15 protein-coding genes are annotated in these 17,544 nt (G+C 36.6%); 2 read left to right on the top strand and 13 right to left on the bottom strand.

Annotation, left to right across the window (positions count from 1 at the left end; all coding sequences use genetic code 11):
* Window positions 1-18 precede the first annotated feature (18 nt).
* From M014_RS0119500 to M014_RS0119480, 5 genes are all read right to left on the bottom strand, one after another.
* The gene (locus tag M014_RS0119500) at window positions 19-414 is read right to left on the bottom strand and encodes an immunity 22 family protein (protein ID WP_026593195.1); all 396 of its coding nucleotides are present in this window, start codon (window positions 412-414) and stop codon (window positions 19-21) included.
* A 283-nt stretch (window positions 415-697) separates the two neighbouring features.
* Window positions 698-979: a contact-dependent growth inhibition system immunity protein gene (locus M014_RS0119495; protein WP_026593194.1), complete on the bottom strand. Its 282-nt coding sequence runs from the start codon at window positions 977-979 to the stop codon at window positions 698-700.
* 390 nt (window positions 980-1,369) lie between these two features.
* Window positions 1,370-2,245, bottom strand: coding sequence for a DnaD domain-containing protein (locus M014_RS0119490; protein WP_026593193.1), 876 nt, complete (start codon window positions 2,243-2,245; stop codon window positions 1,370-1,372).
* Between the two features lie 270 nt (window positions 2,246-2,515).
* Window positions 2,516-2,860 carry a DUF2185 domain-containing protein gene (locus tag M014_RS0119485; protein WP_026593192.1) on the bottom strand — a complete coding sequence of 115 codons (345 nt, stop codon included), beginning with the start codon at window positions 2,858-2,860 and terminating at the stop codon, window positions 2,516-2,518.
* A gap of 304 nt (window positions 2,861-3,164) precedes the next feature.
* Window positions 3,165-4,634: a TROVE domain-containing protein gene (locus M014_RS0119480; RefSeq protein WP_026593191.1), complete on the bottom strand. Its 1,470-nt coding sequence runs from the start codon at window positions 4,632-4,634 to the stop codon at window positions 3,165-3,167.
* A gap of 900 nt (window positions 4,635-5,534) precedes the next feature.
* Between M014_RS0119480 and M014_RS0119475 the strand changes: the two genes are divergently transcribed.
* Complete coding sequence (locus tag M014_RS0119475) at window positions 5,535-5,963, top strand: hypothetical protein (protein WP_026593190.1); 429 nt, start codon at window positions 5,535-5,537, stop codon at window positions 5,961-5,963.
* 318 nt (window positions 5,964-6,281) lie between these two features.
* Here M014_RS0119475 and M014_RS0119470 read toward each other — a convergent pair whose 3' ends face one another.
* From M014_RS0119470 to M014_RS0119460, 3 genes are all read right to left on the bottom strand, one after another.
* The gene (locus tag M014_RS0119470; RefSeq protein ID WP_026593189.1) at window positions 6,282-6,977 is read right to left on the bottom strand and encodes an endonuclease V; all 696 of its coding nucleotides are present in this window, start codon (window positions 6,975-6,977) and stop codon (window positions 6,282-6,284) included.
* A 126-nt stretch (window positions 6,978-7,103) separates the two neighbouring features.
* Entirely contained in the window at window positions 7,104-7,460 is a 357-nt protein-coding gene (locus tag M014_RS0119465) for an Imm3 family immunity protein (protein WP_026593188.1), read from the bottom strand.
* A 388-nt stretch (window positions 7,461-7,848) separates the two neighbouring features.
* Window positions 7,849-9,810 carry a bifunctional metallophosphatase/5'-nucleotidase gene (locus tag M014_RS0119460; RefSeq protein ID WP_026593187.1) on the bottom strand — a complete coding sequence of 654 codons (1,962 nt, stop codon included), beginning with the start codon at window positions 9,808-9,810 and terminating at the stop codon, window positions 7,849-7,851.
* 389 nt (window positions 9,811-10,199) lie between these two features.
* Between M014_RS0119460 and M014_RS0119455 the strand changes: the two genes are divergently transcribed.
* The gene (locus tag M014_RS0119455; protein ID WP_026593186.1) at window positions 10,200-10,826 is read left to right on the top strand and encodes an FMN-binding negative transcriptional regulator; all 627 of its coding nucleotides are present in this window, start codon (window positions 10,200-10,202) and stop codon (window positions 10,824-10,826) included.
* 379 nt (window positions 10,827-11,205) lie between these two features.
* Here the strand turns inward: M014_RS0119455 and M014_RS0119450 are convergent, their stop codons facing one another.
* Genes M014_RS0119450 through M014_RS0119430 form a run of 5 tightly spaced genes read right to left on the bottom strand, consistent with a single transcriptional unit; the run spans window position 11,206 to window position 17,538 of the window.
* Complete coding sequence (locus M014_RS0119450; protein ID WP_026593185.1) at window positions 11,206-11,484, bottom strand: hypothetical protein; 279 nt, start codon at window positions 11,482-11,484, stop codon at window positions 11,206-11,208.
* Window positions 11,456-13,093: an SWIM zinc finger family protein gene (locus M014_RS0119445; protein ID WP_026593184.1), complete on the bottom strand. Its 1,638-nt coding sequence runs from the start codon at window positions 13,091-13,093 to the stop codon at window positions 11,456-11,458. Before M014_RS0119445 ends, M014_RS0119450 begins: the two co-directional genes overlap by 29 nt.
* Window positions 13,069-14,175 (bottom strand): VWA domain-containing protein, encoded by a 1,107-nt coding sequence (locus tag M014_RS0119440; RefSeq protein ID WP_026593183.1) that lies wholly within the window; start codon window positions 14,173-14,175, stop codon window positions 13,069-13,071. Before M014_RS0119440 ends, M014_RS0119445 begins: the two co-directional genes overlap by 25 nt.
* Entirely contained in the window at window positions 14,165-16,471 is a 2,307-nt protein-coding gene (locus tag M014_RS0119435; RefSeq protein WP_026593182.1) for a DUF5682 family protein, read from the bottom strand. The genes M014_RS0119440 and M014_RS0119435 overlap by 11 nt, the downstream gene beginning before the upstream one ends.
* Complete coding sequence (locus M014_RS0119430) at window positions 16,432-17,538, bottom strand: ATP-binding protein (protein WP_026593181.1); 1,107 nt, start codon at window positions 17,536-17,538, stop codon at window positions 16,432-16,434. The genes M014_RS0119435 and M014_RS0119430 overlap by 40 nt, the downstream gene beginning before the upstream one ends.
* Between the last annotated feature and the right edge of the window lie 6 nt (window positions 17,539-17,544).

Here is a 17,544-nt window from a genome sequence, read left to right as displayed (position 1 = left end):
CCATTGAATCTAATGTCTTTACCACCTATCATCAAAAATTACAGTATATTGAGCAACACCAATACACTCCAATTCGTTATTTTTATATGTAATCTTTGTTTTTCTGGCGTTATATTCAAAATTATAAACTAGAATTGCTGTATTACATTCTTTATTAAAATTTCTGTTCTCAAATTGTTCAGTAAATTGTTCATAATATGAAAAGCCCCTCAATAAATCTTGAATATTATTTACCGGTGATTGGCCAAACCATTTCTTTTCAACTAAATCACGATCATAATAACCTAAGTTAAAATGTTGTTCGAATATAGAGGGTATACTATCTCCATCTTCCGTATATTTAATATTCGTATAGTTTATAAGCTCATCATTGCTCTCAAAATTCCCAATCCATACTGTTACTTTTTCATTCATCTTATCCCCCCTTTCATTCTCTTGGAAAAGTGCTTTTTCGGTTCTTTAATTTATCTTTTCTATAAAATGTACTATTTCGCTTAAACCATAATAGACTTTTATCGAAACTAGCTAACTCTCAATTTATAGGTTCCCTGCTAACATGAAAAGGATCCTCATGATTCTCTTCTAATAATTTCTCAAATTTCTCTGTTTCGTATTTTAGAAAATATTCATATTCTGACTCCGAAATAAAAAAGGCTAGCAAAAGATGATGCCAAATTTTGGTCACTTTATAATATATTTAATTCAATTCTAAATTATCCAAAACGCTCTGAATTAACCATTTTAGTTTCTCTTCATTCATCTTTCTCATACCATATTTTTTAACGAATCTCTGAACCATATCCCAATTCTCTAGGCGCAAAATTTGCTTTAACTCTGTCCGAAGTTTTTTACGATACTCCATATTTTCAACCAAGTTAAAATCTTTAATAATTTTATCCAATTCATCATAATCCGCACTTACATTAAAATAGCATTCAAGAAAATATTTAAAAGTTTCAAAATTTAATTTCCGACTCAAGTTATCCCCTCTTACTAAAACTTTAAATTTGAAAATCAATCATAGCTCATAAAACTATTTCAGAGTTAGCAATATCCACTTTTTTAATACACGTATAATTTCTAATACCTTTTTAATTGATATCTGTTAAGGTAATATGTTAATAATTTACCTTAACAGGACTTTTTGAAAATTTAAGTGTTTTTTTATTTCCTTATTCACTTCATACACTAGTTAGTAAAAAACAGGTAATTATCTTCTGATTTTTAGTCCCACCACTTCTCCTCATCAGAAACCCATATATTTTTCTGCAAGTCAAATAATTGATTAGCATCATGGAAACCACAATCAGTTCGCTATCAAAAAGCAAATATTCTAATACCATTTGTTCCGCCTCGATATGTTAAACACTCACGGCTGCCACCCATCCTCCTGCAAGAACTTCTGTAATTCTTCCTCAGACGGTACATTCTTCTTCCACTCTTCACATTCCTCCAAAAACTTCTCCGTTTCATAAAGAAGCGACGGCTCTTTCTTTCGAAACTTAACTGCCGCTTCCTCTACTTCACTGAGCTTCGTATATCCTTTCCTATGCCAATCTCGTAAAATCCCCTTCACATAAGCAAGCGTCCGCTTATTATTTTCATAGGTAATCTGAAGTGCCTTTAGTACAAGCTCCTCCGACAAATCTGTAATCCATTCACTTAATTCCTTCGCTGCATATGATGACAAACTACCGAAATTTTGTTCATAAAATGTGTATACACTACTACCTGGATTCACTTCTTCTACTTCTATTTCTTCTTCTACCTCATTCACTGCACATTCTTGAACAACTTCTTGCGGAATCATATCAGATGCTTCAACAGGCATTCCGAAATGCTCTAGCAATAACGGAATATTCAACTCTTCCTCGAGGCATCTTTGAAGAAACATATGTACAAGCTCTTTATTTTTCACAGTCTTTAACTCACGTAACACACACTTTTCTATGTTTGTATTCGTAATTGGGTTATAACGTAACCAGTTCAAAATATATAATTCCTTCGTTTTCGCATCAAATAAGATCTTTCCATACGCAATAAACCGCTGCAACAACTTCTCAACCGTTTCACGATTATACCCCGTTTCCATCTCTACCAAACGGAGTGGCAGTGGGTAAATTCCGCATTGTCTCGTTTTCGAACATGTCAGCAAATACATATAAAAATAGCGCTCCTCTGGCGTTAAATCCAGCACAAACTCATCTTGCCAAAAATTCACCTGTACACTCCGGTATACTCCCATATTTCTTCCTCCCATCCTTTAATGGTAAATATAGAATTGGTTACTCCTTCTATATATAGGATTGCAGGCAGGGATTTGGTAAATTTATTTTATAATTTTTACTAGTACTAGAATGTTACTTTTTTATTTTTTTGTAGTAGTTCTTGTAGTTGTTTTTTCTTTTGTTTATTTAATGATTTATTACTTGGCAGGGGTTTATTAGGGGCTTATAAGGAGCTTCTTTTATTGTCATCTGCTGAAGAACTTCTAAAATAATACTGCATGAAAAAATTAATTTTGTTTGATAACTTCATTAATTGTCACTTCTTTATCAGCGACTAAATCATAAAATCCTATATGAACTCCTTCTTCATATAACCAGCATAGATCCGTTCCATAAGGAGCTGCAAAAATCTCAAACATTACAGGAGCAATTTTAAAAATAGATTCCGCATTTAAGATGATAAAATTTTCCGCATGATTCACATATTCATCGGTATCATCTATAGAATACAAATTCCAGCCATTTAATTGCGGGATAGAACCTTTTTCTCTAAATGAATATCTAACTGGTTTTCCAGCAAGAATATTTTTTGAAACGACAAAACCACCATACTCACTGTTATTTATTTTCATTTTCAAACTCCTTAATACTGGAATTGACAGCATGTTTTAATAGAATTTCATAAACTAGTTTCATCTTATCAGTAGGCCATTCATTGTTTGTTACTATCCAGTTACTTTTGTAGTTAATCTATCCCCACCAAGATTAGCTAACGGCTCAAATCATAAAAATAGAGAAGCAGCTCCAGGTAAACCTGCTTTAATTTAGAAACTCATCGGTTCCTTAAGATAAAGATTATGAATTTCTTTTTATTGCATCATCGTTAACTGGACCTGCTATTATTCCGTCTTCTAAACGAAAAGAATGTAACAAAAATTATTGATAATTTTCGATAGCTGAAATAAGAGAACCAGTTCCTTCTTCTGCATAATGAATGAAGTCCAAACATTTTTCACTCCAGCCACCGATTAAATTTGTTTTCTCTCCTACGAATTGTTGGTTACCGTAACTATTCAAATTGAAAGAGTGAACCCAAACATCAGGATTCATTTCACGACGATATGTTTCAAGAAGAATTTGTGAAGAATTGCCTCCATACCTATCTCCATACACTTGCTCATCAGAGAAGACAAGAATGCGGTCAACTTTGATTTTGTTATCTAATAGATATTTGATAGAAAGATGTAAGTTTGTTCCATATCCATGTTTATTAACTTCTGATAAAAATGTGTTCATGTTCTCTAAAATACCAGAACGGGTAGAAACATTTATCGCTTTGAAATCAGTTGCGAATACAGATGTAATCGAATTATCACAGAAGGAGTGTGCCATTGCCATCATGAGTGTAGCAATATCTGCACATTTAACGGTCCCATCTTTCGAAACAGGATAACATGTCATAGAGCCTGAGATATCTGCTGTCATGAATGTTGTTCCTGATAATCTCGGCATGTTTGTAACAGATGCTTCAATGGCGTCATTCAATACATCTAATAATTCGCTTCCTGCTTGTGGTAATTTTTCTTGTACAACACGATAGGCTGAAAAAAAGCGAAATGGTAATTGTTTTGATTTTTTTACTCGCTCAGGATCGCGAAGAATGTTATATACTGTATCAATATTTAATGCACCTGAATTTACGATATTGCGAAGGTTACGAAGTAAGGCCATATACCCCACTTTACCGCTATCAATTAATTCTTCCCATACTTCTTTTTTGTTTCCCTTTTGAGAAAGCTGTGTTTCCCATGTGAATGGTACTTGTAGTGTACTTTCTAATAAACGTTTATAAAGTTCGTAACGTTCTGTTCCTTTTTTTGCAGATGGGCTAACTAAACGGAATACATCTTTCAATGTAACGTCTTTCCCTGTGCGGTTGTATTTTGCTAATTGATATTCATCAAATGTAGAAAAGGCATCTGCTAACCCTTTTTTCAAAGAGTTTGGGATTGGATTTTTCCGACCATATACCCCTAATTGATATGCCATCATTTCTGTTACATCATCAGGACGCTGTGCAATACGAGAAATTGTTTGACGAGCATATTTACGACCTTCAGGGTGGTTTGCGAGTTCCACTGCTAATACATGTGTAACAGAGCGCATATAAAACACTTCACGTGCATAGACTGCTAAACTCGCAACAAATCTAGGGTCTCTGTCCATGATTTGTTTTGCAATAGTAACTAATTCTTCACTGTTGTCTCCATAAAATTTAGGTTCATTAAAAAAAGATGTTAATACCATCGTTACTAATTTATCTTTATCATACATTTTATAAGCTGTTCCGCCCTCTTTTGTATACGTTTGACGGCTTCCTTGAGAAGAATGATTAAACTTTGACATTATTATCTACCCCCAGATGTTTTTTTGACACGACTGGTTGAAATACAAATAAAAAAGGCAACGTATATACGTTGCTCTTTTCACTCATTCCTAACACTTAAGAAATATTCAAAACAGGAATCGAATCCCACAAACACAATCCCTATATGACGAAGTAACTCCTACCTTAGTGTTATGAATCAAAGAAAAGTACGAACTCGGTGCGGACCTCCCCGCATCGATTAGGATCGAATCTATAACATTTAATATTAGTAAACGAAGTATGAGCTATCTACACTGTTCCTGTTATATATAATGTTTAAAGATTTGGGAGATAAGCGAAAAGGCTCATTACGTCGCTCTACCACTGAGCTACCTCCCAAATTTGGGAAGGTGGGCGTCGAACCCACGACCTACGGCTTATCAGGCGAAGAAATCCTTCTCTACACTGCCCAAATCTATTAAATATGAAGTATTAAAAAGGGAGATAGGCGGAAAGACTCAATATGTTGCTCTACCAAACTGAGCTACTTCCCTGATGTTTAGAAAACATCAGGGAAGGCAAGGATTCGAACCTGCGACCTACCGCGTGACAGGCGAAGAAATTCTTTCCTACACTGCCCTTTTCTTTTTGCTACTTATTAACTTCATTATACTCGTTAATTAAATATTTGGCAATTATTAGTACTTTTGAAAAATTTTATCTTTTTTATCTATGAATCTTAAAATTTCTGTATTTCACAATTTAAGTGAATTAGATTATATGAAAATAATGTGCTAGACTAACTAGCAGATATACAAATTTTACATAAAACACCAATAGAACAAAAATGTATCCATCCTTGTTCAATATGGCATGTATTATTTTTCTTTCAAAAGATATTAATTATTCCCAAGACAAGAAGTTAGGAGATGTTAGATGTGAAATATTTTGTGATAGAAGATGATGAATTATCAGAATGCGGTGAAGAGACAATATATATTTTTGAACATAGTAAAAGAAAAAGAAGTTACGACACGATTAAAACCTTAGAAGATTTTGCAGCAAGGTGCCAATTCATTGAACGAAGAAATATGCATTGGTTTTGGTATAAAGGAAAACACGTTGAAGATATGCCTATGTGGGAATTTGAAAAAAAATTTAGAGCCGAACAAGAAGAACTGAAAGCAATATCCCAAGAAGAATTCACAGAATTAAGAAACAGATATGCTCCTCTTATTAAACCTATCGAGTTCCCTATTGAAGGAATCAGAAGTGCTTATGCTTATGAACCAGAATGGAATGATGAATTTTTTGTTATGGAAACGGAAGAAAGTTATTTTGCTGTTTATTGGTTTACAACGGCTTAAAAATAGGTTATATGAAAAATCAACAGATTCTTATCTTAAAGGACTTTCGGGTCAGGATGTCGAGGCTTGGGTATTCCAACTGCTAGTTTTCTACTACTAATATGATAGTGAATCAATTAAGTTCCTCGAAGTCCCTGTACATCATACCCCTTTACAAGTATCATCATTCACTTGAGTACTTAGCGTTGGGTGCTTACCTTCAATTTCTTTGCATCAAAAAAGAGCAAATGTTTCTTATTTGAAACATTTGCTCAATCATTGTCATAATATATGTTCATCTAAAGAAGTGTTTTTCTTTATTAGATTTTGAAACTATATTTACTTTTCTATCTTTGAAAGTTCCTCTCTCCTCGCTTCATGAGTAGCTAAATCTGCGTATCTTGTTGTAATAGGTAAACGACTATTATTTTCTACAAAATGCAAAACAACATGGGTAGCAGTATCTAAATCGATCCAATTACCACAAGAAACAAAAATTGGTTTTACATTCGCTCTAGTTCTTAGCGTTCTTCCATAAACTTCTTCATTTACAACGATTTCAGTATACGAACCTACTTCGTTTTCAGGTTCGGTAAAATCAACATTATTTATTTTTAAGTACGTTTTGGCTACTCCAATAGTTGGCTTTTTTAAATAGAAAGATGCATGCGTTGCAATCCCCATATGACGATTATGTAAATAACCATTTCCATCAAACATATATAAGTCTGGAAAACTTTTTAATTTTTTAACTGTATCAAGCACTAATGGTAATTCTCTAAATGCTAGATAACCAGAAATATAAGGAAACTCAATTTTATCTATATGATGAACTTCTTCAATAATTGCCTTTGTAAGATAATCGAACACAACAATACAGCAGACTCCATAGTCAATTCCCTCATTAGACCAATAAGCAATATCTATTCCCGCTACTAATTTTATATCTTCTAGTTCAAATATATCTTTTAAAGAAATGTTACTTGATAATTGTTTTTGCAGTTTCTCTAACTCATTTATATCGTGTTTTTTCATAATTTTTCACCCGAATTTTTCACATAGTCCAAATCTAATAGTTAGCTCTTTTTTCTTCAACAATGTGATTATTTTTATCCCAAATCCTATACTGTATTTCTACTTTTGAGAAGCCGTTTCTCCAAACTATCCGGCATATGGATTATAATCAATTTCTACTTTTTTTAGACCTTCCAATACTTTTTTTATTCTATTAGATAAATCCGCGATTTCCTCTTTAGTTAACTCCTCTTCCGCATCTAACGAGTTAAACATACTTAAACACCTTGTTATCCTTTCAACAGTACCAACGAAAACTTTGTCATGGGTAATTAAAATCTCTCCTATAGCAGTATCCCTCACAACATCTTCTATCTCACCTAAATTCCAGTATTCATCGACTAGTCTTGCTATTGCATCTCTATATCCTCTATTTAAACTAAAAAAATCATTATAGTCCTCTTTGATCGCTTCAAATAATTCGTTGTATCCCCAGTATTTCACTAAATCTCCCTCCATCCAAAAATATTATGGCTTAATCCCTTATTGCAATCTTAAAATAAAAAACACTTGTTACCTATAAAAGACAATCAAGTGCTTTTTATTTACTTATATGAAAACACCTTTAGCTTTGTTGATTCCCGCATTGATATTAATTAATCGATGGTACTTCAATGGCGTATACCTCTTTGCTCAGCACCAAAACTTACAACTGTAACATCCCTATTAGAATACAAATCAAAACATTCATATAAACAAGATTTTGGTTTACTTACCTTATATAGCCGTACTTTTGAATACTGGGCCAGTCAATTCTTCCTTAAAATGTAATAGGGAATGTACTTTCAAAATCAATTATTACTTCTTCCCTTTCCCTAAAACAATCTAAGTATTAGATTTCCCCTATATTTTCAATAACCCTATTTAGTTTTTTATAAAATTCACCTTTTGTTTTTACATGTTTAAACTGATCTGGATTAATATGAGCCTTTTGAGAGAGTGCTACAATCTCTTCTTTTGTAATTGAATCTTTAGTATTTATAGATGCTATATTTGTATATTTTCCATCTTCTGTTTTTGGAATTTCTAAAATCCCTTTATTTACGAGATTCACTACAGCCTTATGCTCTGAAGAATGTGTGTCTACACCGGTAATTTTCCAATTATGCATAACTTTTGGCGTGTATACACCATTCTTTACCTCTTTTAAATATGTAATAGCAAGATTACGAATGGTTCCACCTGTTTCGCCAAAGGCATTCTCTTGTTTAGATGACCAAATCTGTTCAAACTTACGTCCCTCTAAAGCCCCTCCTTTCGCTTGAAGAGCCTCCATTCTATATGCATTCATTCCCAGAGTCATAACATCGCTCATTTTAATTGGTTTATTTGTACGAATAGATCGTAAATTTGTAATTCGGCTTCCATATGGTTTGGTTAAGTCAATTTCGTATTTCACGCCTCCGAAGAAGTCGTTCGTACTGTATTTAGACGCACGGCGTGTTTTATCAAAGCTAACTGTTACATCTCCGGCACGGGATGTGTTAAAATACCCCGCCGCCCACTCCATATAATCTTTTAAATCTTTTCCAGTTATCTTATATACTGTAATTTCTCCCAAGGCATATTGGTAATTATACGCAATATCTTTCTTCTTAATAGGACCTACATCTAAACGAGCATAATCGTTATCAATTTGATGGGCTACTACATCTGCTTTGCTGTAATAAAGCATAACCTCATGAAAAAAATCTGATAAAGGTGTCTCTTGAATTTGCACACTTGGAATACCCTTTATTTCATTTTCAGGAACAAGATTTCTCCCCTTTAATTGAGCGACTACAACATTTGCATCTCCTCTCGCATACTCGTGAAAAGGTGTTAATGTTTCTTCAAGTGCAGGATCGGATAATACCGTTGTTCCATCAGCATTTTTTACAGGTAAAGTGGTAGCTGTTTTATCTTTTAAAACCAGCTTCCCATCTTGCTTTGTAAAAGTAAGGTCAATACGTGAGATATGCGTACCATATTTATCTGGTTCTGTAATAATAACACCATTTACAACTTCTTTTTTAACAAGTTTATGCATATGAGCTGCAAAAATAGCGCTTAGTTCTGGACAGGCATTTGCAATATCTTGAACCCCAGTACCAGAGATGCCATTCTCATTTTCTAGTCCCATATGCATAACTCCTACCATTACATCTACTTTACCTTCTAATTCTTTAATTACCCTTTTTGTCTCTTCTACTGGATTTTTCACCACTAAACCAGCCAAATGATCTGTTCCTTTTTCAAAATCACTAATCATTGGTGTATTCATGCCAATAACCCCAACTTTGATGCCACCTTTTTCAACTATCGTATATGCAGGAAGAAAACGCTCTCCATTCTCCTTGTAAATATTTCCTGATAATGTCTTTCCTTTATATTGCTCACTAACTTTTTTCAATGTATCTAATCCAAAATTGAATTCATGATTCCCAAATGCCCAAGCATCATATCCCATTTCGTTCATTGCTACCATCATTGGAGACTGTGGCTTATCATTGAATAATTCTACTGAGTTCCCTTGAATTGTATCTCCGGCATCTAATAATATGGTATTTGGATTTTCTTGACGTACCTTCTTTATAACCGTATAAAGCTGCGTTAAACTTCCACTCATATTAGCACCATCAAGTGCATAATCCCAAGGCATAAACCTACCATGAATATCCGCAGTACCTAATAATGTAATATTAACATCAGATTCCTCTGCTTTAGAGATAACTGGTTTGATTGTTATTGCTGCTCCAAGCAGTATAAAAATAACAAAATAACATACACGGCTCTTCCATCTCATTTTTGACATAATAACAATGTTTCTCCCCTTTTTGTACTGTCATATAGTGTCTTGAACTTTAAAAATGTAACTTATTATTTGGAAAACTTCAAGTCAATTGCAAGTAATCTATAAATTTTGGACATACTGATACTATTACTCTATAGAGGTGTGTGATCAGTATAGAAAAATAAAATTTGTTCAAATGGAAGCATGATCAGCCTGACATTATTATCTTAATCGCAATTTGACTCATCTATTATTCTCCTTTCTGCTAAAATTCTTACTCCCATCGTTTCAACACATCACTGATTTCATTGCGAAAAAGAACACCAGTAAATAATATACAATATTTTCCGAATAACCTATGTTATATTTTATAAATCATTATAAATTTTCACACTTTAAGGAGGATTTTTATGTATACACCTAAATATTTTGAAATGCAAGATTCAGAGCTTATTTTAGAATTTATCAAAAACCATTCATTTGGAACCTTACTATCTAGTACGAAAGACTTTCCAATTGCAACACACCTTCCGCTGGATGTATATAATGAACAAGGACATACTTATTTATCTGGGCATTTTGCTTATGCCAATCCTCACTGGAAATTGTTAAAAGAAAATCCTCAAGTATTAGTTACATTTCTAGGGCCACATGCTTATGTGTCTTCTTCCTGGTATGCGCAAGAAAATGTACCCACATGGAATTATGTATCAGTCCATGTATATGGTACAGCTCAGCTCGTAGAAGGCGAAGAATTAGAGATTATGTTAACAAAAATGCTAAAGAAATATGAACAAGGTAGGGATAACGCAGTATTATGGGATACTTTAGATTCACAATTTTTAAAACAAGAGATGAAAGGGATTGTAGGTTTCAAAGTAAAAATTGAGAAAATTGAAGCTTCCTTTAAGTTAAGTCAAAACCGAAATAATGATGACTACAAATCAATTATTAATAATCTTGAGAATGAAAACGATGTCTCTGCAATAGAAGTAGCTAACTGGATGGAAAAAGTTAGACCAATTAATGAAAATTAAGTTCAGAACCAAATCACGGAGGTGGCAGAAAGAAAAACATACAAAAAGCGAAAATTCCTGTATTGTACGAATTGCCAGGACAATACAGGAATTTTCGCTTTGCTTATTCATACTACTAATAATTTATCATAGTAATAATTCGTTTGTTAATGAAACAAATATCAAAATAAGTAATAGATATGTTTACGAATACAATAAGAATCGGGGTATTAAAATATCATCACACTCATTTACTGTCATAAGTTTCTGATCCAAGTATCAAAAAGCTTTTAACAACTAGAAATCAAGCAAAGATTTCCCAAAAATACTCTTCTGCTTCTTTTTTAGTTTCATCTTTATGATATTAGTAGCTAACCTATCGCAGTATCTGCTACCTTATCTATAAATGTAACATTTCAGCCTTTACAACTTGAATATATTCCTGCAACTTACAAAACGCTTCTGCGAGCTCGTTTGTTTCTTCTTTATGAAGGAAGCGTGCTTTGTTTCGTTCTTCCTCTATGACAAGCAGCTGCGCGGCAGCATAAGAAAGACCGTACTTTTCGCATTCTCGTTTTATATCCTGAAAAAAGGAAGGAGGGACAGTCCCTGCTCCTGAGACAAGCATCTCATCTAAAACTTGTTCCAATTCATCGATTAGGCGCACTAACTCTATCATAGAACGTTTCCCCTTCACCCAGTGTAATATTTATAATCTCTCCTACTTCTGTATATAAAATAATAGGTGTAACTACAAGCTTTGTTCCTTCCTGATAAGGATGAACTAGCATTCTCTTTACATGTAACGAATCCAAATATATTTTTACAAGTCGAATCATCCGCTCATTCTCTGGTCGTTTCATCATTTGCATTTGCAATGTTTTACCATTCTTATCGATAAGAGGTATGATCCATTTCTGTTCGTGCTTCTGAAACTTCCATTCTTCCATTTCAGCAACTTCGATACAAAAGACTCCTTGTTTATTTGTCTCTAACCTGTTCTCTTTTACTTTTTTTAGTAATTCTTCCCATGAGGTTACAAAGAGAGATTGCCACTCTGCCACATTTGTTTTCCCTTCCACTTCCCCTACTGTCTGTGAGCTAGATGACAATTGAAAATCGGCATTAAGTTTTGCCTGTTTCAACTGGAAAGATGAACGAGATAGTTCGTATCCTTTCCCTGCAATCCCCCATGGACCTTGCCTTTCATGAAGTTCTTCAGGAGTTGTGCTGCTTCCTTCATAAAACATGGGGCGCGACTGTGTGTATGTGATCCACTTTTCTTGTCCTCGATTATAGAAATAATACGTCACACCAACATAACCAGACTTCGTTTGCCAGCCGGATGCACCAAAAGCATACAAAGTAAGTGGTGGAACGTCATAATATTCCGAACGAAACGGACTCTCTTGCAGATGGTGGCGCTCTAACAACAAAATGTGTTCATAAATCGCGGACAGCGTTTGTCGATAGGATACCATTTGAAAAGACGCATGTTTCATCCGGTAAAGCCCAATATCCGCACCGAGCTTACGAAATAAATTCTCTAACTTTGCTAGTTTCAAAGAACGTGCTTTTACAGAAAGTTGTTCTATTTCATAGATTGTATTTTCGGTAAGACGTGTCAATCCAAAGTGAACAATTTGCTCAATCAGCTCTTTGAAAATAGATAGCTTTTCCGGCGCAATAATAAGCGGTTTCATCTGTTTCGTTTCATGCGAGATTCCTTTCTCTTTTTGATACCAATATACCGCTTCAGCCTTATGCCGGCATATCCCCTCTGCTTTGCACGTACAGATCGCATCCGCTACCGATTCAGCTGTTAGAAAGCGAACCGTTATATTCTCTTCTGGGAAGGACGCAATTAAAGCCCCCTCTTCTTCTAAAACAAATTTTTGCTGAAATATTTCGCGAAACATCATTTCAGCCCACACCTTTTCAGAAACAATGCTGCGTACGTCCACATTCAAAAGAGGGGAAAAATTAACCTTCGTTTCTTCTTCTCCTTCGTACATCTTCTTAGCTTCGAACAGAGCCATAATGACATGCTTGCAAATGGAGCGGGCATCACAACTACAAGAGTAACTACGTATATCACCCGTAAACGTTACAGTAGTTTCGTCATCAAGGTGTATATGCGCTACATCTTCTTCTACGTCCATTTTGACATTTGATACAACGGCCAAATCCTTCATCGCTCTCTTATATGTCCCTTTGTTGGACATGGCGATTAAGTATGTTTCATCAATAGAGGAAAGAACATTTAAGAAATGATTGTTGCGATCCATTGTGCCAACCTCCCTGGTGTTAGTGCCGCTACATGAGCACCGAGCGCCGCCATTTTTTTTGCTGCCTGTTTATCATAAAAAGGCTGTGCAGTCGGATCAAGAGAAGTAAGCACAATCAGCTTTGCCCCTGATTCTACAATCTTCATCGCTTCTTGATACATTTCATTGTAACTACCACCTTCATATAAATCCGTTACAAGCACGACAATTGTTTTATGAGGCATCTCGATTTTATTCGTTGCGTAGCGCAGCGCCTGAGCAATATATGTTCCTCCCCCAAGCTGGACACTCATAAGCGTCTCCACCGGGTCATCAATACGATCTGTTAAATCAACAACAGCTGTATCAAAGATGAACAGATCTGTCTTAATCGTCGGTAAGCTTGCAAAGATGCCAGCCATAACTGCACTATGAATAACAGAATCAATCATACTTCCACTCTCGTCTACTGCAAGAATCACACGCCATGGATTAACGTGCTTCGTTGCTGCATAAAAGTATGGTTTTTCAATATGAATGGTGTTCGTTTCCTTGTCAAAATGCTTCATGTTCTTTCGAATCGTTTTCTTAAAATCAAAGTTGCGCATCGTTCGCACGCGGCTAGAACGATTTCGATCTGCTCTACCGCTTAAAGCGTGCTTCACTTCCTGCTCTAAATTCAGGCGCAACTCCTCAGCGACTTTCGCTACAATACGTTTAGCTGTGTCCAATACATCTGGATTCATATAATCTTTAAATTGTAAAATACATTTTAGTAAATTCATATTCGGTTCCATTTTTTGAAGCGTTTGCTTATCTTGCAATAGAGCCGTTAATTCATACTTTTCTAGCGCATGATTTTCCATAATTTCAATGGTTTCCTTCGGAAATAACTCCCGCACTTTTGAAATCCAAGTCGGCACTGTTAGCTGAGAAGGATCTAGAGATCCACCGCGTTCTTCCCCGCGTTCCCGTTCGTACAAAAACTCCAGCACATCATCCATTTCTCTGTATGCAGGGTCTTCTTCCTGAAATGTGATTTGGTCATCCGCATGTTTCCCAAGAACAAGACGCCAGCGATTTAAAGAAATGTTATTCTTCATCTTCTAGCCCCCGTCTCATTAAAATTTCTCGCGCCTTCAGATCTAACTGCATTGCGTACGTCAGCACTTCTTCGGAAATTGCTTCTTCTTTTATTGTTTCTTCTGTTGTGTCATATAACCGAGCAACTTGTCTAGCAATCGTACCTACCTCAAGCGGTGTAAATTGGCCGAACAAGAGGCGCAAATGCGGCAACACTTGTAAAAATGTCTCTTCATCAAGTTCTTCTAGAACATGTGACATCCCGCCAAGCAGCGATTCGTTATATAAAAAGATATCTTTTGCGCCAGCAAACAAACCATTCAAAAATATCGGAGCTTGCTTTTGCATATCGCCACTTCCATAAAAATATCCTTCTGCCACTTGCATTACCTCATCGATTTTCCGCTTCCCTAATGAAGTTAATAGCCCAAATACTGCCCCTTCTACTTGACTTTCTCGTTTTTCCTTTTGCAAATAAAGCTCCAGCGCTTCAATAAATTGCTGGTCTGCAGGCTGCATTGTATACAAATCGATAAGCTTTTCAGCAATAATTGCTGGTTCGCCCCCATCTAACACAGAAAATAACGAAAGTGCTTTATGTCTAGCATGTTCCACTTGCTGATTTGCTTTTTTTATTTGTGATAAATAGTAAGCGCAATCTGCTATAGACGTGAAGTCCCCATCCTCTTGTATTGCCTCATCTATGGAAGAAGTGTACATGGCAAAATCAGAAAATAACCCGCTTAAGTAGGCTTCCATCAACAAAAGAGCCACCTCTCCAGCACGCCCTTTCGCCTTATACAGCTTTGCTCGCAGTACTTCCTGCGCGGCTTCTCTCACCGTTCCGCCATACACAGATAAATCAATAAGAGTGCTTTCCACTTGTGCTGAGAAACGATATTTCCAAGTTTCTCGCATAAGATTGATGTTCTGCTTTCTGGCAAGGTTTGGACCGCGCAGCTTCTCACAAAACGGAACCTCTAAAAAAGCGAGGCAATGAAAGAATTGACTTAAATGCTGATGCCGTTCTTTCTTATATATGTCAAGAATCGTTTCATGCGGTACAGTGGAGCGGGCTGGAAGACGGAATGAACGAACAGAGGCACGAAAATCATGCACAAGCGGCGGTACATCCGCGGATTTTGACAATTTCCCGCGCTTCGTCCCCTGCAAACTCTTCTGAAGCAGCGTCAAAGGTTTATCTGCCGAGGATAGCTCTCCCTTAACAAATGCGCTGCGCACCGCATCCATCAGCTCATACAAACCAGGCCGCATCTTGCCCCGAAGCAGCGCAAGTTCACGAATCATTCGCGCAGCCTCAATCTCATCTGCTATTGATATCCCTTCTGTCTTTAACTGCCGGGCAATCCGTATCATAAATTGCTCTGCTGCTGTTTCATCCCTATTCTCCCAAACGTGTTGATAAAAAGCAGGTGCAGGCATACCGCTCTGATAACCGCGCGTTTGGTCGCTTTCCAAAAGGGAATACGGCATAAGGTACGTTTTTGCATATGTAGCAGACAACGGGCTTTTAGAAAGCTTTTTCTTTTCTCCTTCCAATTCAAGAAGTCCCTTCACATGAAAGCCTCCGGTAATTACGAGCACCTTATCATATGCTTTACGCGCTTTTTCAATTTCCTTTGCCATATGTATCTCTCTAGCCATACAGCCGTCTTCTATCAACATCTCCTGCGTATAGTCCGCGCGTGTGTAATAACAATAATCGAAGAGCTGCTGGATAAACTCCTCGCTTGTCATATGAAAACCTTGCAATTCAAAGTATTTCTCCCAAAATTCATGAAAGCTTCGGCAACCCGTTCTTTCTGAGAGCATACGGACATATTGACTGTGCCGGAAATATTGTTCATCATACTTCCCCTGCTCTTCCTCGTTTTTCGTTACATACAAATATTCTTTATAGGGAAGATCAATAAATGAAACTGGAATGTTGCGCGCAGCTCCTTCCCGAAGCGCGACAAGTTCCGGTGAATAGTCGAGAAAGGGATAGTACGCACGGTACTTTCCGCTCTCTCCTTTTTCAAGCACATCCGGTTTATCATCATAACTGCAATATATACAAATCGGAGCCTCACTCTCAGCACTCACGATATGCGGAATAAGCGGATTACAATCAATCGGCCCCTCTATAAGAATTGCATCCGGTTTATATAATTCGACGATCTTTTGTACATGAAAAGAGCATGCAGGACTATGATGGCGAATCGGCACGTATACGACGTTGTTGTTTACATTGTAAGCCCTTTGAAATAATGTGTTTACTTCAGCTGATTGCGAGCTTCGAAAAACGACTTCCATGCCTCTCCTCCTACTTGACTTCGCGCTTTGACGATGCTTGTAAAGTAACTGCGCAGCTTTTCTAAGTCTTCCTTGTTTTCTTTCGCAATCGTTCCAGATAAATATCGAACAAGTGCATCCATCTTCACCTGTCCGCTTCCATAATAATACGCATCCATTGCACTTTGATAATATACCGATACTGCCTCTGCGGTACTCATAACAGAAGAAGGCTGATCAATTCGTTTTCCTTCTGCAGTCACGCCTTCTCGCAATTCATGGAAAACAGTCGCCAATAGCTGAACAACCGTCCGATCCACTTCTGGTACGATGCCAGAAGCTCCTAATAAGCGCGTCACTTGCGACTCTATAATTTTCGCTTCAAGCTTTACGTCTTTAATTGGATGCACTGTTTCAAAATTAAAACGACGCTTCAATGCACTACTCATTTCATTCACGCCGCGATCGCGCGTATTGGCAGTCGCAATAATATTGAATCCAGGCTTTGCCGCAAGAATTCCCTGCTCCCCAAACTCCGGAATGTTCAATACCTTATCGCTCAGAACACTGATCAACGAATCCTGCACTTCCTGCGGGCAGCGCGTCAACTCTTCAAATCTAGTTAATATCCCTTGTTCCATACCAACGAAAAGGGGACCTGGCACAAGGGCCTCTCTTACAGGCCCTTTCGCAAGAAGAAGTGCATAGTTCCATGAGTACTTAATCGTATCTTCCATCGTAGCGGCTGTTCCTTGTACAGTGTTACGACTATTTCTGCATATCGCAGCAGAAAGCAGCTCACTTAACATCGTCTTTGCTGTTCCTGGCTCCCCGATTAGCATAAGTCCGCGATTCCCGGCTAATGTGACAATAGCTCGTTCCACAAGCGCATCATTACCGTAAAATTTACGACTAATTTCTACTTCTTGACCCTGCCAAAGAAGCGGCTCTTCTTGTCCGATAATAAACGTACGAACCGCGCGTGGTGACAACCGCCAGTTAGCTGGTTTTGGAAACGAATCATTCGCTTCTAAAGCATTCAATTCTACTTCATATAATTCTTCCATTAATGGTTTAATAGACTGCATATGTCA

It is taken from the genome of Bacillus sp. UNC437CL72CviS29 (assembly GCF_000482345.1).
Lineage (GTDB): Bacteria > Bacillota > Bacilli > Bacillales > Bacillaceae_G > Bacillus_A > Bacillus_A arachidis.
This window is presented reverse-complemented; position numbering and strand designations above follow the sequence as displayed.

Coding starts and splice junctions, on each gene's coding strand:
- M014_RS0119435 (WP_026593182.1), bottom strand. CDS start 16,471: ATGGAAGTCGTTTTTCGAAGCTCGCAATCAGCTGAAGTAAACACATTA.
- M014_RS0119445 (WP_026593184.1), bottom strand. CDS start 13,093: ATGGATCGCAACAATCATTTCTTAAATGTTCTTTCCTCTATTGATGAA.
- M014_RS0119470 (WP_026593189.1), bottom strand. CDS start 6,977: ATGAAAAAACACGATATAAATGAGTTAGAGAAACTGCAAAAACAATTA.
- M014_RS0119455 (WP_026593186.1), top strand. CDS start 10,200: ATGTATACACCTAAATATTTTGAAATGCAAGATTCAGAGCTTATTTTA.
- M014_RS0119460 (WP_026593187.1), bottom strand. CDS start 9,810: ATGTCAAAAATGAGATGGAAGAGCCGTGTATGTTATTTTGTTATTTTT.
- M014_RS0119490 (WP_026593193.1), bottom strand. CDS start 2,245: ATGGGAGTATACCGGAGTGTACAGGTGAATTTTTGGCAAGATGAGTTT.
- M014_RS0119440 (WP_026593183.1), bottom strand. CDS start 14,175: ATGAAGAATAACATTTCTTTAAATCGCTGGCGTCTTGTTCTTGGGAAA.
- M014_RS0119480 (WP_026593191.1), bottom strand. CDS start 4,634: ATGTCAAAGTTTAATCATTCTTCTCAAGGAAGCCGTCAAACGTATACA.
- M014_RS0119450 (WP_026593185.1), bottom strand. CDS start 11,484: ATGATAGAGTTAGTGCGCCTAATCGATGAATTGGAACAAGTTTTAGAT.
- M014_RS0119485 (WP_026593192.1), bottom strand. CDS start 2,860: ATGAAAATAAATAACAGTGAGTATGGTGGTTTTGTCGTTTCAAAAAAT.
- M014_RS0119430 (WP_026593181.1), bottom strand. CDS start 17,538: ATGCAGTCTATTAAACCATTAATGGAAGAATTATATGAAGTAGAATTG.
- M014_RS0119500 (WP_026593195.1), bottom strand. CDS start 414: ATGAATGAAAAAGTAACAGTATGGATTGGGAATTTTGAGAGCAATGAT.